Raw genomic sequence first — 20,325 nt, 5'->3', positions numbered from 1 at the left:
ACTACTGTAATTATTATGCCCCGGAGGTTCCAGTAAAATCGTTTTCATACAGGCATGCTTCTATTGCGGCGGCAATTTGTTCATTGGAGAACCCTTTCAAGTTTACCGCACCCGAACGGCAGGATGAGGCGCAGCTGCCGCAGCCCTGGCATAGGCCGCTGTTAATATGAGCAACTGTTTGCGTTTTAACCTGGCCATGAGCGCTGTTGGGAATGGTTTTGGTTTCAATTGCCTGAAACGGGCATACATCACGGCATAACAGGCAACCCTGGCATTTTGCTTCATTAACCTCGGCAATCATCGGGTTGGTGGCAATTTCCTGCTTATAAAGCAGCGCACAAACCTTAACCGCCGCCGCGCTGGCCTGGGCCACTGTGTCGGGAATATCTTTGGGACCTTGACAAACTCCGGCCAAAAAGATCCCTGCCGTGTTCGTCTCCACCGGGCGTAGTTTGGGATGCGCCTCCTGGAAAAATCCGTCCTGGTCCGCGGTAAAGCCCACCGTCCGGGCAATTTCCCGGGAGCCCCGGGACGGCACCATTGCCGTGGCTAAAACTACCAGGTCGGCTTCAATTTCCACCTGGCAGCCCAGCAGGGTATCCGCCCCCTTAACCAGCAATTTGTCACCCCGGCGGAATATTTTCGATACCCGGCCCCGGATATACCGGGCCCCCTCGTTAACGGTGCGCTGATAAAATTCCTCATAAGCTTTGCCCGGCGCCCGGACGTCCATATAAAAGACAAACACCCGGGACCCCGGAATTTTTTCCAGCACCTGATGGGCGTGCTTGGCGGTATACATACAGCAAGCCCGGGAGCAATATGCTTTACCTTTGGCTTCATCCCTGGAGCCCACACATTTGATGAAAACCACATTTTGGGGTTCCCTGCCGTCGGAAGGACGGGTTATTTTCCCACCGGTGGGGCCGGCGGCATTGACCAGGCGTTCAAACTGCAGTCCCGTGATTACGTCGGGAATTTTTCCATAGCCGTATTCGCCGTAAGCCTGCGCCCAATCGAAAAGATCGTAACCGGTGGCCATAACGATGGCGCCCACTTCCACCTGCCGGTATTCATCCTGCTGCTCATAATTAATTGCCCCCGCCGCGCATACTTTGGCGCAAACACCACATTTTTTACCGTTCAGGCGGCGGCAGTTGGCCGCATCTATGCAGGGCTTATTGGGAACCGCCTGGGGAAAGGGAATATAAATGGCTTTACGGCTGCCAATATGCTGGTTGAATTCGCTGGAAACTTTTTGCGGACATTTTTCCCAGCAGGTGCCGCACCCGGTGCAGCGGGTGTGGTCAACATAACGCGCCTTTTGTTTAACTGTAACTGAAAAGTTGCCGATATAACCGGTTACTCCAGTAACCTCGGCATAAGTGAGCAGTTCGATATTAGGGTGCTGGGCCACCGCCACCATCTTGGGCGTGCTGATACAGGCCGAGCAATCCAAAGTGGGGAAAGTTTTGTCCAGCATCACCATTTTGCCGCCGATGGTCGGCTCCCTTTCAACGAGCACTACCTTATGCCCGGCTTCCGCGATATCCAGCGCCGCCTGAATGCCGGCAATGCCGCCGCCGATAACCATTGCTTTTTTGGTTACGGAAATGGCTCCCTCATACAGCGGTTCCAAGCGGGCCGCTTTGGCCACAGCCATTCTCACCAGGTCTATGGCTTTGGCAGTGGCTTGATCAGGTTCTTTGCTATGCACCCAGGAACAGTGCTCGCGAATATTGACCATTTCCAGCAGATAAGGGTTTAACCCCGCCCGGGCGATGGTCTTGCGGAAAGTTGGTTCATGCAGGCGGGGTGAACAGGAAGCAACCACTATCCTGTCTAAATGGTGCTTTTGAATAGCATCAACAATCATGTTCTGTCCCGGTTCGGAACAGGTATATTTATAATCAACGCTGTGCACAACATGGGGTAACAGGGCGGCCTGAGCGGCCACCCGGGGGACATCAACAACCCCGCCAATGTTGGACCCGCACCAGCAAACAAATACGCCGATCCTCATAACGCATCGCTCCAATACTTAGCAGAATTCATCCAACCAGTTTAAGTACCTTATTTGTATCTATAAAATGCGTGTTAAAGCTCAAATCTTCAGGCTTTAGCCCGATGGCCAGTCCGATTAACTGAGTGAAGTAAAACACGGGCAGTTGGTAACCGGTTCCCAATACCTGGTTTATTTTTTTCTGGCGCATATCCAGATTGAAGTGACAAAGCGGGCAGGCTGTGGCAATACAGTCAGCTCCGGCCCGGGCGGCATCGGCAAGGATTTTACCGGTTAGCTTCAACACGACATCCTCATTGGATATGGCCAGGGAAGCGCCACAGCATTCGGTTTTACTGCTCCAATCCAGGGTTTGAGCGCCAACGGCCTCCAGCAAGTGGTCCATAACCAAAGGATTTTCCGGATCATCAACCTGCACCTCTTTGGGTCTGACCATTAAGCAGCCGTAATACACGGCTACCTTTAAATTTTGCAGCGGCTTGACAAGCCGGCCGGTTATTTGTTCCGGATCTAATTCAGCAATTATCTCCACTATCGACTTGACTTTAACGCTCCCATGGTAAGGTTTTCCGGTAATCCAGTTAATTTTTTCACATAGTTCTGAGTTATTTTGCATTTCCACATTGGCCATAGCCAGGCGCTGGTAGCAGGCCGCACAGGAAGCGGTGCAATCCAGCCCCATTTCCGCCACCAGGGCCAGGTTGCGCGCTGCCAGGGCAACTCCCAGCAGGTGACTGGTGCTGTGTCCGGGTGTTGAACCGCAACAGCTCCAGTCGGGTATTTCAACTAATTCCACATCCAGAGCCTGGCAAAGCGCCCGGGTGGAAATATCATATTCCCTGCCGCTGGTGTGATCGCAGCATCCCGGGAAATAAGCAAATCTCATCTGGCTTCCCCCTCCAGTTCATGAACCCGCTGGAAAATCTTCGCCACGTCCCGGTGGTTTTTGGTCTTAGCGGGCAAAAATTTAATTTTGCTTCGGGTGAACATAGCCAGGCCGGTATTGGCATTTTTAAATAAATGCTTGTTTTTTAAATTATAGTTAAGCATCATGCCCAGTTCATGAAGCTTGCCGTTATTTTTAACCGTGTTTAAAAAGCAGTCATAAAACAGGGAAACATCCCTGGCGCGGTCATCAAGGGGAACTCCCTCGTGCTTGGCCAAACCGCGCAAGCTATCCATAACCTGGGCCAGATCAACGTTACGGGGACACCTTGAGGTGCACGTGGAACAGCCGGCGCAAAGCCAAATAGCCTGGCTCTTCAGCACATTTTCCTTTAATCCCAACTGCACCATACGAAGTACGCGGTGGGGTGGATAATCCATGGCAAAGGCCACGGGACACCCGGCGGTACACTTACCGCACTGGTAGCATTGCTCTACCGGCTGGCCACTTTCTTTGCCCACTATATTAATGAAATCCATATTATCTTTAAGACTGTTCGTTAGGTTAAATGCCACCGACATTTGTCAGACCCCTTATCTATAAATAATATTTATTGTTATGACCCCAGGACTATAAACAATATTTTAATAACGCAAAAAATGTGCCATGGTAAAAACGATAAGTTAGTGAATTAATAGCACAGAGCACCGTCGTGTTCACAATTATTTCACAACTACGGTGCCCTGTTTTGGACCAGCTGTTCCAAACTGGTCCACCTGTTACTGATTTCGCTGTAACTAACCTTTAATTTCGCTATAATTGAATCAATTAATTGCTTAGGGTAAGCAAATTGTGGTTTTTACAAATGATACAATAGTAAAATTAAACACAATAATAACTATAATTTCATTCTGTCAACATGTCAAGACCAAAGTGGCTTAGCTGGCACTTTTGCCGCAGGCTGCAGAAGTCACAGTGAGTTTTACCTTGATAGTCCGGTAGGCCGCGTCCCACGCCCATTACCATGGCGATTGACTTGCGGGGCATCATTAAGTTTGAATCCGTCAGGCGCAGGCCGATTTGCCCGGGCCGCAGAAAGTGAAAAATAGTTTGCAAATCCTCCAGCGAGGGCCAGTATGAGTGCCCCGGCCCCATGGGAAAGGTTGTTTGAAGAACTGCTCTGCGGCAGTGCTCCTCAATTTTATTCACCGCCGACATACTGCTTTTTACGGTATATGCTGTTCCGGCAGCATCCAGGGCAAAGGCTTCCAATGTTTTTCCGGACTTGATATAATTATCCTCCCGGTCGTCCAGGGTGCTGCCGATGGTCATGGCGAAAAAAATCAACTTCTCCGCAGTTCCCGCCACCTCAGCCAAAAGCCTGCTGGTTAACTTTTGCCCTCCCTCCAGCAAAAGCTCCCGCTCCCCGGCGCCCAATATTTCAACTTCACGCCAAATCAGCACCGGACGGACCAGAGCACTCGCCTCAGCCAGAGCCCGGCGGTGCAATTCCAGCGTGCTTGGCCGTGGCGGGCGTTTATGATAAACCGCACCTTCCGCTTGAAAAAGATCCTCCACCCTGACATCCGGCAGGGGCATTTCCCAAATCTTTGGCTCCGTCATGATTATGCTTCCATCCTTTTCTGTACAGGCTATTAAAGCAGACTTGGTTCAGGTAGGGTTTTGACCCATACGTTGGGGACATTCCTCGACCCAGAAGTTTGACCCATAAGCAGAGGTGTGTCCCCTGACCGATAAACCTTAGTCGCACTTATTTCGAGTTTATCGCCGCTTAACTCACGCCTGTAAAGGCGGGAGTCTTAGCGGCAGTTAACGAGATGAATCAGAATGTCAAGGGACGGGGGTTATTGACACTGCCGGCACCGGCACTGACGATTTCCCCCTGGAAGTTTAACGGAGCTGCTGAAAATAAGTGCATTCAGCAAAAATACTGTTAAACCCGGGATAACTGCCCAATTCAACAAACTCGGCCGATTCAGCTATCTCAGCCGCCCTGCGGTACTCCCCGGCGGATAGCAGGGCCAGCTTGGACCCGGTACCCGCCGCATTGCCAACCATTTTAATTTTGCTTTCCAGTTCCAGTGGTATCAGTCCGATCACGCACGCGCTGTGCGGGGTTAAATAATTGCCAAAGGCCCCGGCCAATAGTACTTCTTTGACGTCGCCCCTTGTAACGCCACAAGTTTCCATTAAAACCCTGACACCGGCCGCCATTGCCCCCTTGGCTAATTGCAGCTCCCGAATATCATTCTGGGTTACCATAACCGGTCTGCCGTGGGCGGTTTTACCGGCGTCGGCAAGTAAAAAAGCCGGTTCGCCCTCGTGCTGTAAAAGACGATCCTGGTAAGCCTGCGCATTGGTATTGGTAATTTGCTCAAACGGCAACAGCTTGCCCCGCTTATTAATGATACCCAGTTCCAGCAAGCCCGCCACGGTATCAAGCAAGGCGGAACCGCAAATACCCAGGGGCTTGCCCCCGCCGATTACGGTGTAATCCAGGCGGTCCCTAAAATAAACATGGTCAATGGCCCCGGCGGCCCCCCTCATGCCGCTGCTGATCTGAGCTCCTTCAAAGGCCGGGCCGGCCGCGGCGGAACAGGCAACCATTCTTTCCCTGGAAACCAGGACAATTTCTCCGTTTGTACCTATGTCAATGACCAATTTTACATCTTGACTCCGGTCCAGTTCTGTGCCCAACAGCACCGCCGTGGTGTCCGCCCCGACAAAACCCGCGATATTTGGCAAAACAAATATTTTGCCTGCCCGGTTGATCTCTAATTGCAGATCAACGGCGCTTGCCACCAGGGGTTCACTTACTACCGATACATATGGCGACACCGCAATATACCGGGGGCTGACGCCAAGGAAGAGATGGTGCATGGTGGTGTTGGCCGCTATGGTTATCCCGTAAATATCATTTTTATTTACCCCGGCTTTACCCGCCGCTTCCCCGATCAGTTTATTGATGGCCTCCAGCACAGCGGCATGCAGTTTGGCCAGTCCGTCCTCTTCCTGATTGGCAAAGGTAATGCGGGAGATAACGTCCGCACCAAACCTGGTCTGCGGGTTGAGCATCGAAACCACGCCAAGCTCCCGCCCGGTATAAAGGTCCAGCAAATAGCCTACAATGGTGGTTGTCCCTATATCAAAAGCCATGCCCAGCATGATCCCGGTGGTATCCTGCTCCTCAATGCCCGTAATCTCATTGTCGTGCATAATCGCAGTAAGGCGATGACCGGCCCTGCGGACGGCCTCCGGCAGCCGCCGTAAAAGGGCAACCTGAGCCTTTAAGTCAGCACCATCATAGCCGTGCCCAACCAGGCTGCCTTTAAGGCGGCTCCAGTCTGAACTATATGCATCCAGCGAGGGCTTTTCTATTTCTACAGCTATTTTTTTCAGATGCGGCTCAACCTGAAATGTTTTTTCTCCCGAGGTAATTAAAATGTTGTGCTGGATATAACTAGGCAGCTGTACGGTTAAATCATTACTGATTGTTGTCGAGCAGGCCAGGCGAATCCCCTCCGCTAATTCTTGCGCCTCCAGTATGTCCTGCTCCACAGCAGTAGGTTCGCCTGCTCCCGTTAAAATTTTAACCCGGCATTTTCCGCACTTGCCTCTGCCGCCGCAGGGAAAATCAGCATTAATGCCCGCCTTGTCCAGCGCTTCCATGATTGTGCCGCCCGGCTGCACTTCAACTTCCAGGTCACCGGGTTGAAATATCACTTTATAGCCCTGCAAAGTAGATCCCCCCCAATAATTAAAGCTCCGCTGAACTTCAAATTACGTTGTAGTACTCACACGTTTAGCTTGGAAAAAACTAAACTGCACCGGTTACAGATGCAGCATTGCAACTTGTTTATAATCCTTTAAATCTTCCTCATCAGGGTTACTGGCTAATTCCCTGCAGTTTAATATAGTCTCCTCTAAAATAAGTTATCCCAAGTCCCATCGGTTTGTTGTCACTGCTGTAAAGCTTCTGTTCAACAACCAGTAAGGCCAGCTCGTTGTAAATATTTAAGTGTCTTTTTATCTGTTCATCCGGGATTACGGCATGAATAATTAATTCTTTCTTTAACGCAAAATGAGAAACTTTAGTGGATAACATTTCAGGGAAAGTAGCATGTTCGATTTCCTTCTCCACAATAGGCATCCCTTTTTGATAGAGCAAATATTTAACATCATAAGCCACGGGGACGCCATCTGTGTAAAACAGCCTGCGAATCATAATTACATTTTTGTTTTTGGTAATTTGCAAATCATTGGCCAGCTTTTCATCAGGCATAATGATATTAACTTCCAACAATTTTGTTTGATCAACACTGTTGATAGAATTGTTCATTTCATCGTAAAAAATGGTGTACTTGTTTAATACAGGTTCCTGAACAAAATTTCCTTTCCCCGGGATGGAATAGATATATCCTTCGTTGGCTAAAATGGTCAGGCTTTTTCTTACCGTCATCCTGCTGACGCCGTATTCTTCACATAACGCCTTTTCCGAGGGTACGGCATCGCCCGGTTTTAAGCCGCCGCTGTTGATCCTGGTTTTAATGTCTTCAACTATACTTAGATAAACCGGACTAACCATTATCAATTACTCTCCGTTCACGCTCATTAATACCGTCCATCCACTTTTTGCAGATTCTAACGCCGGATGAAGCGTCGTTGGCAAAGTTATCCGCGCCGATAAACCCGCAGACTTCCGCTGTAAGGTGGTTGCCGCCGGCAATTATCTTAACTTTGTCCTTGACGCCGGTTTCCTGAAAAGCATCCACTATCTCTTTCATTGTATCGACTGTATTGGTCAATACTCCGCTAAGGCCTAAAATATCCGGTTTATATTCCTCACATTTTTTTAAAAACACTTCTTTGGGCACGTCCACCCCCAGGTCAATCACTTCAAAACAACTGGCTTCCAGCATACCTCTAAAAATATCCTTGCCAATGTCGTGAATGTCTCCTGTTACAGTGCCTAAAACAACTCTGCCGATTTTGTCATTATGTCTAACCCGGAAATGGGCGGTCATTTTATCCAATTCCAGCACCTGTTTAAATATCAGCCCGGCCATAATCAAGTCTGCAATATAATAGTCTTTACTCTCATAAAGTTTCCCTACCCGGTTCATGCCTTCATTTATTAAGTCCAGCAGGCGCAGCGGTGCCATACCTTCTTTCAACAGCTCGTCTGATAATTTAATTACTTCTTCTTCATTTAACTGTTCCACATGGGTGATTAACAGCTGTTCCTTTTTACCCAATTCTTTCATTTAAACTTCACCTCCGCACCCCTGACATAAAAGTTAGGCCCATGTTATAAAACCTGGTGGGACAGCTCTCAGGATAGAAGTATATACAGCCATATACCTAGTTTTCATCTTAGAGTTTGCCCGCTTCTTTGTCAACTCTCGAATGACTCCAGACTCCTTCTTTTAATCACATTGGCAGGTTAAATAGGTTGGAGATTGTATTCATAGCAATGACATACAAAATTGTTTCAATCGGATTTAAAGACATGGTAGTGGTAGGGGCACGGCATGCCGTGCCCCTACCACTACGCATTACATCAACAGAAACATAATGAACGAAAACATCATATCTTCGTAGCCCTGCATTTTGGGAGCCATCGCCTTGGCCTGCTTTTCATCAATCTCAGGATGCACCGCCAGATACTGCTCCCAGGTCTTATAATATGTTGTATACATAACCCAACCCTCCTAATAATTTGCCTTCGTGGCCACATACTCCAACACGGCGCGTGTGTTTTCCACGTTAACACTATCCAGGGTAACCGGAACCTTATCAAAGTCAAAATAATACCTGCCGCCCGGTGCCAGGATATCGATAATTTCCTTAGCCTTATCTATGCACTGCTGTTTGGTGCCGGTTTTTAACAGTGAGGTCGGGTAAAAACCGGAAATGATGTGTTTTTGGCCGAGCTTTTCCTTAACCAGTTTGGGATCTCCATATTCAAAGCGCATGATAGTGTTTTCCGGCAGTTCATATAAATAATCCAGATAGCGCATCCAGTCCTGCTCAACAAAAAGATTTGCAGGATGGCCGGCTTCCGCCAGTGCTTCCACCAGTTTTTTAAATGACGGCCAGTAGAACCTTTCAAAGTCGCTGGTGCGCATAAACGGCGCCATATGCAGCGGAATAAAGGTGGCGTTGTATTTTGACGGCGGAATCGGGTGCAGACCGGCTTTGATCATCAGCGGAGTGGCGGCTTCGGCGGCTGCTTCCACTTTGTCGGGAACCCTTCTCATATCAGTGGAAATCCCTTTAAAGCTCCTGAGCTGGTCAGCTACAAAATCCAGTGGCGCCTCGGTAAATCCGGCAAAGAAGTTGGCATCGCCATAACCGTATTTTTCTATCAGCTTGCCGTAAGTCATTATCGCATTGCCCATTTCATCCTGAAAAGCTTTAAAGGCTTTGGCCAGGTTCAATGCTTTGGTGCTGGCATCCGTATCCAGTTCGGTATATAAACGCGGCAGTATTTTTTCGATAATGCAGTTATAGGGGTTGGCAATAAAATCATCGTATTCTTCCTGCAGCAGTCCTTCAACTTCAGGGTGCTGCAAAAAGCCGTTGGAGCCCATAACAAAGTTTCTAGCCCCTAAAAGCCTGTAAAATGAAGGAAATCTAAAGGCATTTACCGGGAGCAAATCCGAGCAAAAGTCCTGACATATTTTATCAAATATTCCTTCCAGCTGAGTGGTGTCCCATTGGGCTTCCATCAGGTCTTTGCCCGCGTACTGAATGGCAAACTCAATGGGAAAACCTACAAATATAGGGACTCTTTTAGGAATTTTGCCATCAATCATATCACGAAACAATTGAGTTCTTTCCTGGGACAGCGCCTTCGCATCAGCCATGTTATTTCACCCACCCTTGACATAATTTAACGCCTTCAGCAGCGTTGGTTGTAAAAGCATCTGCACCAATCATCTGACACGCCTGTTCGGTAACGGGGTTCCCGCCGATGATCACTTTGACACTGTCACGCAATCCGGCTTCTTTAAGCGCATCAACAGTGTTTTTCATGGAATCCAGGGCCAGGGTAAGCACACCGCTCATACCTAAAATATCCGGCTTAACTTCTTTTACTTTTTCCACAAAAGCGCTGGCCGATGTATCAATGCCCAGGTCATAAACTTCAAAGCCGGCCGCTTCCGACATGCTTTTGAAAATATTTTTTCCGATGTCGTGTAAATCTCCCTCTACCGTGGCAAGAACAATCTTCCCAACTTTGGTGCTGCTTTCCTGACCCATGACAGGTTTTAAAATATCAATTGCAGAAGTAAGCAATTCCCCGGCAAATATTAAATCCCCGACGAAGTATTCTTTTTGGTCAAACAGGTCGCCAACTATGGCCATTCCTTGCTGGCAGGCGTTGACCACCTCTGTAGTTTCTTCGCTGCCGGGGTTGGCAGCCACAAAGTCTTTTAACATGCCAAATACCTTTGGTTCGTCGAGATCTCCTACTGCCTTGGTTAACGCTTGCATATCCAACATTGATAAGTCCTCCTTTAGTTTTCAGTAATTTGCAAGAAAACCATCATCATTTTTACCGGAATTATTTTGCCGCAATTTCTTTTTGCATTTGCGCAAGAGATTGAGGAGTGATTTTATATAGTAATACAATACATAACAACCCGATTAGCATAATAACCGCAGGAACCAGCGCAATTCCATTTATTATACCCCTTGTCAGTTCCACAGTAGGTTCCATATTGGCGACATATCCTGCTCCCGCAAGCACGGCGGTGATGATAACACTTCTTACAAGTATGGCTGACTTAATTGGAAAATTGATTAATGACATGATAAAACCTCTGGCATTCTTTCCTGTTTTCCATTCGCCATAATCAACAGTGGCCGAATACATGGCAACGCCCAATGCGTCGGGCATCGCATATCCTAAATAAGCTATGAACATTACTGCCATGAAGGAAATGTAATTCATCGGGAACGCCCATACAGTCAGCAGCCCAACTATAAATATCGAGATTGACAATATATATATATTTCTTTCCCCAAATTTTTTGGCCAGGGGATTTGCAAGCGCAGCGCCAACGAAAATTACCACATTAAGTCCGGTATAGAATATGGTAAGTGCCGCCAGGTTATCTACAACATATTGAAAATAGTAAAACGCCAGCCCGAATATAACAAACCTTCCTAAATATCTTCCCAGTTCACCCAGCATCAATCCCATAAGCGGCGGATTAACCCATATCTGTTTAAGCATCTCAGTGACGGGCATTTTTTCCGCGGGTTTACCTTCTTGAGTAGAAGTTCCGTGAAAAGCATAGTCCTTGGTTATAAAAAATAGCACATAATAACAAGCAATCATAATGATACCTGTCATAACAACGGTAAGCGTGTATCCCATGGGAGGGTTGTCTTTTCCCAGGGCCAATATCATCGGCATACCAATTAACGAGAAAGCAAGGGCTCCTAATCCATTAAACATCCCCCTGTTTGATGACATGGCAATTCTTTCTTCTCTTACCGGTGTCATTGAGGAGTTCAGAGCGATATGTCCCGCGTAATAAATGTTCCAGATCAAATGACTTACCACAAATCCAATTGTAATTAAAACGGCATTGGTTACCGGGGAACCTATTTTAGCGAATTGCAAAATAAAAAACAGTGCTGCAAAAGGAGGTCCTACAAGCAGCCACGAACGGTATTTACCCCATTTCATATTACTCTTTTCCAGGATAACGCCTGCAGTGGGAACCCATAGAACATCAAATATGCTGGTTATCAACAATACAGTCCCCACCAAGGCCATTGGCAGCTTGGCAAAATCAGTCATAAACGCTGCAAAATACATTACCTCCATATTTACAAACAACTGAAATCCAAATGAAGGTAATCCATAAAGATTAATGACAGACCTCTTTAAAGCCTTTTCCATTAACATCCCACCTCCCAAATCAACTTGGATCGACGGTTTTTATGCAAAAAATTTCTTCGCCGGCTCGGTTTACAATAACAGACTCAATATGAAATTAAACATAATATCTTCATATTTCTGAATTTTTGGGGCGATTGCCTGTTCGGGCTTTCCTTCCAATTCCGGGTGATTTTCTTTGTATTCTTCCCAGGTTGTATAGTATTTTGATTTCATTACTTTTCTCTCCCTTCATTAATAAGTGCCGTTCTCAATGACATATTCCAAAACAGCCCGGAGGTTTTTGCCGGTATTACCGGTTTCATCTACGCTAACAATGCTCTTGTCTCCTTGAAACCAATATTTTCCGGTTGGTGCAAGAATATCTAACAGCTCCTTGGCTTTTTCAATACACTGTTCCTGTGTTCCAATCTGCAATAATGTTATTGGGTAAAAACCGGAAATGATGTGTTTTTTACCCAGTTTTTCCGCAACAACCTTGGGATCTCCATATTCGAACCTCATAATGGTGTTTTCAGGCAATTCGTACAGAAAATCAAGGAACCTCATCCAATCGTGTTCTATAAACAACTGCACATTGTACCCTTCGTCAGCCAATGCTTCCACCAGCTTTTTAAATGTTGGCCAGTAGAAATTCTCAAAATCTGAATTACGCATATAAGGAGCCATATGCAGCGGAAGGAACGAGTACCCAAGCATAGCAGGATCAGGCAGCCTGCCCTTCTTGATCATCAATGGCAGCACCGCTTCACAAGCCGCCGAAATTTTATCGGGATACCTTCTTAAATCGCTGGAAATCCCTTTAAAGCTCCTGATAAAGTCGGCCAAAAAGTCAAAAGGCGCCTCTGTCAGAGCGACCGCGGGGGCTACCATCCCATATTTTGCATTAACCCTTTCTCTCATCTGCCCCACAAATGTATAATCATCCAGATGGGCCCGCATTGCTTTGGCCAAAACCATGGCTTTTTTATTGGGCTCAGTGTCAAGTTCGGTATATAACCGGGGCAAAATTGTTTCAATAATAAAGTCATAGGGAGCTGCGATAAAGTCATCGTATTCTTCAGGGAACATGCCCGTGACCTCCGGGTGCTGCATGAAACCGCCGGAACCCATGACAATAGCTTTAGAACCTAATAATTGATAGAAAGCGGGAGGCCTTATACTACCAATAGGGGTTGTATCGGTAGGAAATTCTTTGCAAAACTTATCTAACGCCGGCTCGGCTTTGGCTAAATCCCATTGGGCTTCAGCCAGGTCTTCGCCGTAGTACTGAATGGCAAATTCCAATGTTGCCGGATTGCTTACCGGCACTCTTTTGGGAGTTTTGCCACTGAACAGATCCCGAAAAATTTGTTCCCTTTCCTTGGCCAATGCTACAACGTCCGTCATATTATTTCACCCACCCTTGACATAATTTAACGCCTTCAGCAGCGTTAGTTGTAAAAGCATCCGCGCCAATCATCTGACACGCCTGTTCGGTAACGGGGTTCCCGCCGATGATCACTTTGACACTGTCACGCAATCCAGCTTCTTTAAGCGCATCAACAGTGTTTCTCATGGAATCCAGAGCCAGGGTAAGCACGCCGCTCATACCTAAAATATCCGGCTTAACTTCTTTTACTTTTTCCACAAAAGCGCTGGCCGATGTATCAATGCCCAGGTCATAAACTTCAAAGCCGGCCGCTTCCGACATACTTTTGAAAATATTTTTTCCGATATCGTGCAAATCTCCCTCTACCGTGGCAAGAACGATCTTCCCAACTTTGGTGGCGCTTTCCTGACCCATGACGGGTTTTAAAATATCAATTGCAGAAGTCAGCAATTCACCGGCAAATATTAAATCCCCGACGAAGTATTCTTTTTGATCAAACAGGTCGCCAACTATGGCCATCCCTTGCTGGCAGGCGTTGACCACCTCTGTGGTTTCTTCGCTGCCGGGGTTGGCAGCCACAAAGTCTTTTAACATGCCCAATACTTTCGGTTCGTCGAGATCTCCTACTGCCTTAGTTAACGCTTGCATATCTAACATTGATAAGTCCTCCTTTTAAATGTCTGGTGGTTGGATAAATTATCTCCAGATGCCGGTCTCTATTAACTTTTGCTGTTCACTCCCCCCTGCATAAATATTTTGTGCGCGCAGCGGTAAATAACAGTTTTTGTTTTATCAGAAAATAGAGATACTAAACTATTCTGTTAACTTAATGCGGCATGTGATACATACCTGTATATACAGGGCACAGTAAAAAAATTACTCTTTAAATCTATCTTTAATTGGTTAACTAGTTATCCTATCCTTATTACTCATTACTTCTGTCCGGGCCGATTTTATTTTTTCGGTAGGCGTTGGAGAAATTACGGCAATACCGGTCGCACCCAAGCAATGCTTCAGTTGCCAGCAGGGTGGTCAACATATCCCTGTTACAGGGGTCCATGATCGCTGAATCCATTCCCGCATAAACTGCAATGGTCAAAAAGTGCTGGTTTACTATTTTTCTTAAAGGCATGCCAAAAGAAATGTTGCTTAATCCTGAGGTTACTTTGATGGTGGGATAGATAGTCTTGACGGTTTTTAATGTATCAACGAAGTTTAACAGAGACTGGTTGTCCGCTGATAACGCCATCACCAGCGGATCAATGTGGATCCTGTCGGGAGTTATATCGTGCTTCCGGGCTTTTTCCACCATGATTTTGGTGATATCAACCCTGGTTTGAACATCAGACGGAATGCCTTTACTATCACAGGTTAAAGCAATAACCTGCCATTCCGTACCCTTAATCATGGGGTAAATGACTTCACATTTATCACCTTCTTCAGACACCGAATTGATAATCCCGGGCTTTTGAGCGTACTTAAAAACCTGTTCAATTATTCTGGGGTTGGGGCTGTCAATACATAACGGCGTGTCAACGGCACCCTGAACAATGTCCATCAGCCATTTCAGAGTATCAACTTCAACCTCCGGCGCAGTGCCGGCGCACACGTCAATGTAATCGGCTCCCGCTTCGGCTTGCTTGACGGCCAGATTTCGGATAAACTCTTCGTCCTTTGCTTCGATGGCTTTTTTTACGCCTGGGATGGTTCCATTGATTTTTTCCCCGATAATGATCAATTTATAACTTCCCCCTTATCAGCTGCTGCGCACATATGTCTTTACACGTATATACATGTCTACTTTTATACTATCACTTATCATTTCTTTGTCAATACTAACTATCAGACTAATTAAAAATTTTAAAAAAAGATCCGCCGGTTGAATATGGAAACCTCAACCGGCGGATCTTTTAAGTTTATTAATAGCTATCTAAGTCAAATAAAGTTAACTGTTTATATTCGCCCAGTCTTTCCAGCGCCTCCGGGTCGTGGTCTTTAAAATAAGCCTTTTTTAACTCTTTCTCTTTGGTCATAATCAGTTTGTCACTGCCCTGGGCCTGGCGCAGTCGGCAGCTGTAGACCACAGGAAAGTACTTGCGAATAAAATTACCGTCAGTGTGTGCGGTAAGCGCTATGATTTGAAAGCCAAGCTGTTCGGCAACAAAAAAAACCGGCTCCAACACATGGTCGCTTGAGGCCTTGCCAAACGGGTTGTCCACAATAACACTGCTGTAGCGTTTGACGTTTTGGTTAACATATTGCCGTTTTTCTGCCAAATAATTTAAAATACCCAAAAACAGGGTCATATTTTTACTCCATTTTTCTCCCCCGCTCCAGCGGTTTGATTCTTCCCACGAGTATATACCCCCGCTGACTTTTCCATCATTACTCACTTTTCGACATTTTATTTTAATTGTTTCATTTTTCATAACCGCTCTCAACAGTTGCTTTGATTGAATCCATTTTTCAATGGCCTTTCTCACTTTAGCTTCATCTTCCTGGCCGGATTCATCTTTAAACCTGCCGTCTTCAAGTTCCCCCAGCATCCAGTAGATCTGCCTTCTCAGCTCCTCCTTGCCTTCTTCTTCATGCCAGCCGGGAACGCTAAAGAGATATATTTCTTTCCATTTATCATCTACTTTAACTTTGGTCTTTTTGGGTATCTGCTCCAATTCTTCTTTGATTCTGTTTAAATGACCGTGCAGATAGGCTATGAACTGTTCCATCTCAATATTATGATTTCTTAAATCTTTTTCAATAATGGTAATAATACTTTGGATTCGTTTTTGCATTCTGCCATGCCACTCAATTACTTCGGCATAAGTTTTTCTGTTTCGTAAACCAGCTTTAACATCCTCACGCATGCGTATATCTCTTACTTCTTGATTGCAGTAATCAACCAGCCTCTGGCGCCGGTCATTAATCTGATCCTGCAGCCTGGAAACATTCTGTTCCCCTTCGTCCAGCTGCTTAAAGAGGTTCTCCAGCATTTGCTTGCGCTGATAGGCATAATTGGCAATAATCTTTCCTTCTAAAATTGCTGCCTCTATATCCTCGGACAAGAAACCGAAGCGCTCGTTTTTGCCGTTAAGCTGGTTATAGGCATCCACCAATTTGCTATGTTCTTTTTGCAATTTGGCTTGTTCACCGTCAAGTTCTTGCTGCTGCTCCTGCAGCTCTTTTTCTTCTTCCCGCAACTTTTCCGGCACCATGTTTAAGGGTTCATGAAACAAATCTACGGGGTGGGGTGAAAAATCTCTATTGAAATCCGTTTGACGAATTTTCAATTCGCTTTCTTTAATATTTAATTCTTTTTCCAGTTTTTCATAATTGGCCCGTACGGGCTTAAATTTTTTTTCGTGGTCTTTTTTCCGTCCGGCCAGATTTAAAAGTTCTTCATTGCCGTTAGCCGGAAACTCCATATCCCAATCAACGCCTTCATCGGCACTGGTTTGTTTTAGTTCCAACTGATGCTTCTGATCACTTAAATCCCGGTTGCATTTTTCAATGTGATCAAGAATGTTTTGCCGGTTATTTTGTTCTTTACGCAGTAGAGCTTCAGTATTTTTTTTACGCTCTTTCAAGGTAGTTAATAGCACTTGTGAAAAAATGGGTGTCAAATGTTGGGCATTCTGAACACGTTTATAATCCTCATCACTTTTTAAAGACTTTAGTTCGTTTTTGATCTCCCCGGTGCCCAATTTAAATTCTTCCATTGCGTTGGTTAGCAGCCGGTAATTATTGTTTGATTTTTCTTTGGCTGTTTGGTTGTGTTCCTGCTCTTGCAGCCACTCATATTTTTCTTTTCGGGCGTTTTCCATGACGGCTTTTTGCTCCAGGTACTCCCCGGCGTCAGCAATCCTGCGCTCAACATCATTTTTGTTTCTCTCTGCTTCTTGCAGGCGTTTTTGATATAAATCCTTCTCTTCATCAGCTTTCTTCAGCCTGCTTTCCGCTTGCTGCAATTCCTGTTTAACCTTTTCCTGCTGCTCGGCTAAAGCTACTTGGCTCTGCTTCAGCCCTGCAAATTGGGCGTAAGGGTACCGGTTGTAAAAATCACGGGTGTTAGCCAACAGTACCGTCCAGCTATTATACGTTTCATCGCACTGTTCCCGCTGCTGTCTGATTTCTTCCGCTTCACCGGTTAGCCTTTCTTTCCAGGCTGAGAATTTATCCTTGTATATGTTTAACTGCCAGTCCTGCGGCTCAACAAAGGTTAAGTCTGTCTCCAAACCGTCTAAAAATGACCGCGCCTGCCTGGATGACAAAACAAGCACCGGGTGGGTAAACCTTTTCCGCTGCAATGCCAGCTTTTTAATTAACTTTTCCGTATCGTCTTCAGAGGTAATTAAAGCCATGGGCCATAGCAAAAATGTATCTGCAGCAATATCCGGCCGGGCCGCATAAGCCCGCTCAATAAATGAAGAACCCAGTTCCAAATAAGGAAATTGCGACTGCCAGCCGTGCACCAGTTTCTCCAATAACGGATCGGCGGTAAAAGTTTCACTGTCTTGATAGTCGTCAATAAAACGGTAAGCCAGTCGTTCCTTATTCAATAAAGTCTGCTTTTCTTTGTATAAGTATTCTACTTTTTCTTCCACCTGGGCATTTATTGACGCTTCATCCGTATAAAGAGAATTATAGCGCGCAAACTCAGGGTTTCGCTGCATAAGTTGTTCTTTCAAGTGTTCTTCGGCGGCTTTAATATTTTGAAGAGCACTGGAAACTTTGGTTGCTTTTGCTGTTAACTGGCCTGCATCCTCACGTTTTTGTCTAATCAGTTGATCTAAATTACTCTTGTCTTGAGCCAGTTCGTTTAGCTTTTTATGAAAATCCCATTGGTTTTTTTCAAGCTCTTCCGCCTCTTTTTTTAACTGCGGTAAAACAGCCTCCACCTGTTCCTGGTCAGGGTTGATTAAAATTTTAATTCTTAATTTATCCATACGTCCGGCAGCGGAATTGATTTTTTCGGTATAAGAAGCTAGTTTACCGGCGATTTCAATTTCTTTTTCACCAAGCTGTTTCAGCTCCGATTCTAATTTGTCCTTATTCTCTTCATAGCGGGCTAATTGTTCCTGCCGGGCGTTTAACACAGCTGCAATTTTTTGTTCTTCAGTTACAAAATACCCCTTCAACTCCCGCATTACCTGGATCAGTTCCTGTTCCAATTCAGCTGCCGCCGGGCTTTGTTCCAACTGCTGCAGCTGCTTTTCAAGTTCTGTCTTGTACTCCCCGTATTCTCTGATTTTTTTCCTTATCTGCGCTATTTCCAGAGATTGATAGCGCAATTCGATATTTTTCAGCTGATTTTGATATTCCAGGTATTGCTCCCGGGCGTCCAGATACGCGGCTTTTAGTTGCTCCTGTTCTTGTTCCAGTTTTCTAATTTCAAAGGATTTTCTTTTGCGCTTTAAGGTCTCTTTAGCCGCCTTTAATTGCTCATATTTACCTGTTAACTCCTGCTGCTGCCTTTCGTTTGCTCCTTTTTCCGCCGTGGTCAGCTCAAAAAACGCTTTCGCTCTCTGCTTGTCCCGCAGCCATTTCTGCTGCTCCCGGTGCAGGTTTTGATAATGTTCCACAAAAAAGTTAACTCTTTCCTCAATGCTTTTATTTTCCTCAAGCTGTTTTTGCAGCCGTTTGTGTTCCTTAAAATGAGAGCGCTGTTTATCGAAAAGCTCTACAAAATCCTTGGCGCCATTACCGGCCAACGCTTCTTCGACGGTAGGAATCAACAGCTGGTCAACCAGCTGGGTAGTGGTTTTGCAGCCTTCAAAGAAGCCTTCCACTTCCCCTTCCGCCCCATTGATATCCACAATTTTTTTCCACTGCGAAGGGATAATTTTAAAACTGTTTTCTATATATTGATGATAGGCCGAAATCGTTGGAAACGTTTGGGCCAGCATGGATTTCCTGGTCATTTCATAATAATAATCCTGCATCTCCCCGGCAGCAGCCGGACGCTTTTCGCCGGTTTTCCCTTCCCGGACAAAGGGGAGATCCTCGATTGCACCGGAGCCGCCGGCCTCGTATTCGTAAACATAGCGGTAGGAATCCAGGTTATCGTTTCTTATAAACAGCGTCACTGCAGTTACGGCATAACGCCGGGGATGCTCATTGATGATCCACTCAATGGCCACATGGGCACTGGAGCCCTGCAGCAGCAAGGTGTCTTTAATCTTGCGTTCCGCCAGATCCTGATGCGGCAATACCGCCTGTATGGCCGCCTGAATAAAAACTGTTTTACCGCCGCCATTTTCCAGCAGGATGATGCCATTGTACCCGTCGAACTGAAAAATATCATCGTTATATCTTTTGGCCCCGCCTTCATAGATTACATTGGTAAATCTAATCTTAGAGATTGCCGGCAACTTCAGCTTCCCCTTTCTTTTCTTCCAACTGGTACATGAACTCCAAAATCCCCCGGTTGTATTCTATTTCCATATAATACCGCTGAATAATGGTTTTGGCCTTTTCAGTTAACTCAAGTTCAAAATTGCCAATATCGTGAACAAGCTCCTGCGCTTCAAGGAAACGTTTGACGCTATCGAGAAAGCCCAGGCGGCTGTTGGTGCGCTTATCCTGGGTTTTGGCCGTTTCTTTTAAGTCATCCAGGGCATCCCACTTTTCCAGGATAGCGCACCAATTATACTTGTAATCCTTTTCCGCCTCCGCCAGCGTCTCCCGGTCATGTTCCTTTAAGGCTTGCAGGCGCTCATCCAGCAGTTTAAGCCATTCACTCATTGAGATAAAATCAATTGTGGGCTCTATGGTTTGATAACTATTATAAAAAGCCCCAAATAAAACAACGATTGACACATACATCAAATAAATGTCGTTATTGGTTGAGTTGGCTTTTAAATATGTCCGCTTTAAGGTTTCGTTCTTGATATGATGGGGCGAGCTCAATGCCAGGGGAACAAAATATAAATTGTCCCCGGCGGAGATAATGGTGCATTCAACCTCCTGGGCAAACTGATCAACCAGACCCCTGATCTGATCATCACTGAAATACAGCCTGAGCTCATCTTCGCTGCCTTTACCGTCTATACTAAGCTTGGAGAACAAGCGAAAGGCCTGAATAATTTGTTCTTGTTCATATAGCATAT

The 20,325-nt window shown here is 45.9% G+C and carries 17 protein-coding genes; all 17 read right to left on the bottom strand.

The window, feature by feature from the left end; genetic code table 11:
* Nucleotides 1-13: 13 nt before the first annotated feature.
* The gene (locus tag BM056_RS04590) at nt 14-2,023 is read right to left on the bottom strand and encodes a CoB--CoM heterodisulfide reductase iron-sulfur subunit A family protein (protein WP_092469147.1); all 2,010 of its coding nucleotides are present in this window, start codon (nt 2,021-2,023) and stop codon (nt 14-16) included.
* Nucleotides 2,024-2,051: 28 nt separating this feature from the next.
* Nucleotides 2,052-2,909 carry a CoB--CoM heterodisulfide reductase iron-sulfur subunit B family protein gene (locus BM056_RS04585; RefSeq protein WP_092469145.1) on the bottom strand — a complete coding sequence of 286 codons (858 nt, stop codon included), beginning with the start codon at nt 2,907-2,909 and terminating at the stop codon, nt 2,052-2,054.
* Nucleotides 2,906-3,490: a 4Fe-4S dicluster domain-containing protein gene (locus BM056_RS04580; RefSeq protein WP_092469143.1), complete on the bottom strand. Its 585-nt coding sequence runs from the start codon at nt 3,488-3,490 to the stop codon at nt 2,906-2,908. The genes BM056_RS04585 and BM056_RS04580 overlap by 4 nt, the downstream gene beginning before the upstream one ends.
* A gap of 325 nt (nt 3,491-3,815) precedes the next feature.
* On the bottom strand, nt 3,816-4,532 hold the full coding sequence (locus tag BM056_RS04575; RefSeq protein ID WP_092469141.1) for a Vitamin B12 dependent methionine synthase activation subunit: 717 nt from the start codon (nt 4,530-4,532) through the stop codon (nt 3,816-3,818).
* Nucleotides 4,533-4,820: 288 nt separating this feature from the next.
* Complete coding sequence (locus tag BM056_RS04570; protein ID WP_092469139.1) at nt 4,821-6,668, bottom strand: ASKHA domain-containing protein; 1,848 nt, start codon at nt 6,666-6,668, stop codon at nt 4,821-4,823.
* Nucleotides 6,669-6,816: 148 nt separating this feature from the next.
* Nucleotides 6,817-7,515, bottom strand: a complete 699-nt coding sequence (locus BM056_RS04565; RefSeq protein WP_092469137.1) for a GntR family transcriptional regulator — start codon at nt 7,513-7,515, stop codon at nt 6,817-6,819.
* Nucleotides 7,508-8,194 (bottom strand): cobalamin B12-binding domain-containing protein, encoded by a 687-nt coding sequence (locus tag BM056_RS04560; protein WP_092469136.1) that lies wholly within the window; start codon nt 8,192-8,194, stop codon nt 7,508-7,510. Before BM056_RS04560 ends, BM056_RS04565 begins: the two co-directional genes overlap by 8 nt.
* 291 nt (nt 8,195-8,485) lie before the next feature.
* On the bottom strand, nt 8,486-8,629 hold the full coding sequence (locus BM056_RS26065; RefSeq protein WP_165613377.1) for a hypothetical protein: 144 nt from the start codon (nt 8,627-8,629) through the stop codon (nt 8,486-8,488).
* A 12-nt stretch (nt 8,630-8,641) separates the two neighbouring features.
* A complete protein-coding gene (locus BM056_RS04555; protein ID WP_092469134.1) occupies nt 8,642-9,799 on the bottom strand; it encodes a uroporphyrinogen decarboxylase/cobalamine-independent methonine synthase family protein in 1,158 nt (385 codons plus the stop codon).
* Nucleotide 9,800: 1 nt separating this feature from the next.
* Nucleotides 9,801-10,439 carry a cobalamin B12-binding domain-containing protein gene (locus tag BM056_RS04550; protein ID WP_092469132.1) on the bottom strand — a complete coding sequence of 213 codons (639 nt, stop codon included), beginning with the start codon at nt 10,437-10,439 and terminating at the stop codon, nt 9,801-9,803.
* A 61-nt stretch (nt 10,440-10,500) separates the two neighbouring features.
* Nucleotides 10,501-11,850, bottom strand: a complete 1,350-nt coding sequence (locus BM056_RS04545) for an MFS transporter (protein ID WP_092469130.1) — start codon at nt 11,848-11,850, stop codon at nt 10,501-10,503.
* A gap of 69 nt (nt 11,851-11,919) precedes the next feature.
* The gene (locus tag BM056_RS26060; RefSeq protein WP_165613376.1) at nt 11,920-12,063 is read right to left on the bottom strand and encodes a hypothetical protein; all 144 of its coding nucleotides are present in this window, start codon (nt 12,061-12,063) and stop codon (nt 11,920-11,922) included.
* An 18-nt stretch (nt 12,064-12,081) separates the two neighbouring features.
* Nucleotides 12,082-13,236, bottom strand: a complete 1,155-nt coding sequence (locus tag BM056_RS04540; RefSeq protein WP_092469128.1) for a uroporphyrinogen decarboxylase family protein — start codon at nt 13,234-13,236, stop codon at nt 12,082-12,084.
* Between the two features lies 1 nt (nt 13,237).
* Nucleotides 13,238-13,876, bottom strand: a complete 639-nt coding sequence (locus tag BM056_RS04535) for a cobalamin B12-binding domain-containing protein (protein ID WP_092469126.1) — start codon at nt 13,874-13,876, stop codon at nt 13,238-13,240.
* Between the two features lie 268 nt (nt 13,877-14,144).
* Nucleotides 14,145-14,957 (bottom strand): methyltetrahydrofolate cobalamin methyltransferase, encoded by an 813-nt coding sequence (locus BM056_RS04530; RefSeq protein ID WP_092469124.1) that lies wholly within the window; start codon nt 14,955-14,957, stop codon nt 14,145-14,147.
* Between the two features lie 181 nt (nt 14,958-15,138).
* Nucleotides 15,139-19,587, bottom strand: a complete 4,449-nt coding sequence (locus BM056_RS04525) for a coiled-coil domain-containing protein (protein WP_092469122.1) — start codon at nt 19,585-19,587, stop codon at nt 15,139-15,141.
* Entirely contained in the window at nt 19,571-20,323 is a 753-nt protein-coding gene (locus BM056_RS04520) for a DUF6063 family protein (protein ID WP_092469120.1), read from the bottom strand. Before BM056_RS04520 ends, BM056_RS04525 begins: the two co-directional genes overlap by 17 nt.
* Nucleotides 20,324-20,325: the final 2 nt, after the last annotated feature.

This window comes from Desulfotruncus arcticus DSM 17038, assembly GCF_900113335.1.
Taxonomy (GTDB): domain Bacteria; phylum Bacillota; class Desulfotomaculia; order Desulfotomaculales; family Desulfallaceae; genus Desulfotruncus; species Desulfotruncus arcticus.
Note: the sequence above shows the minus strand (reverse complement) of the source record. Positions and strands in the feature narration are given on the sequence as shown.

What these genes read in the sequence shown, in the direction of transcription:
- BM056_RS26065 (WP_165613377.1), bottom strand. Translation starts at nt 8,629, where the DNA reads ATGTATACAACATATTATAAGACCTGGGAGCAGTATCTGGCGGTGCAT.
- BM056_RS04550 (WP_092469132.1), bottom strand. Translation starts at nt 10,439, where the DNA reads ATGTTGGATATGCAAGCGTTAACCAAGGCAGTAGGAGATCTCGACGAA.
- BM056_RS04520 (WP_092469120.1), bottom strand. Translation starts at nt 20,323, where the DNA reads ATGCTATATGAACAAGAACAAATTATTCAGGCCTTTCGCTTGTTCTCC.
- BM056_RS04590 (WP_092469147.1), bottom strand. Translation starts at nt 2,023, where the DNA reads ATGAGGATCGGCGTATTTGTTTGCTGGTGCGGGTCCAACATTGGCGGG.
- BM056_RS04555 (WP_092469134.1), bottom strand. Translation starts at nt 9,799, where the DNA reads ATGGCTGATGCGAAGGCGCTGTCCCAGGAAAGAACTCAATTGTTTCGT.
- BM056_RS04540 (WP_092469128.1), bottom strand. Translation starts at nt 13,236, where the DNA reads ATGACGGACGTTGTAGCATTGGCCAAGGAAAGGGAACAAATTTTTCGG.
- BM056_RS04575 (WP_092469141.1), bottom strand. Translation starts at nt 4,532, where the DNA reads ATGACGGAGCCAAAGATTTGGGAAATGCCCCTGCCGGATGTCAGGGTG.
- BM056_RS04560 (WP_092469136.1), bottom strand. Translation starts at nt 8,194, where the DNA reads ATGAAAGAATTGGGTAAAAAGGAACAGCTGTTAATCACCCATGTGGAA.
- BM056_RS04545 (WP_092469130.1), bottom strand. Translation starts at nt 11,850, where the DNA reads ATGGAAAAGGCTTTAAAGAGGTCTGTCATTAATCTTTATGGATTACCT.
- BM056_RS04580 (WP_092469143.1), bottom strand. Translation starts at nt 3,490, where the DNA reads ATGTCGGTGGCATTTAACCTAACGAACAGTCTTAAAGATAATATGGAT.
- BM056_RS04585 (WP_092469145.1), bottom strand. Translation starts at nt 2,909, where the DNA reads ATGAGATTTGCTTATTTCCCGGGATGCTGCGATCACACCAGCGGCAGG.
- BM056_RS04535 (WP_092469126.1), bottom strand. Translation starts at nt 13,876, where the DNA reads ATGTTAGATATGCAAGCGTTAACTAAGGCAGTAGGAGATCTCGACGAA.
- BM056_RS26060 (WP_165613376.1), bottom strand. Translation starts at nt 12,063, where the DNA reads ATGAAATCAAAATACTATACAACCTGGGAAGAATACAAAGAAAATCAC.
- BM056_RS04565 (WP_092469137.1), bottom strand. Translation starts at nt 7,515, where the DNA reads ATGGTTAGTCCGGTTTATCTAAGTATAGTTGAAGACATTAAAACCAGG.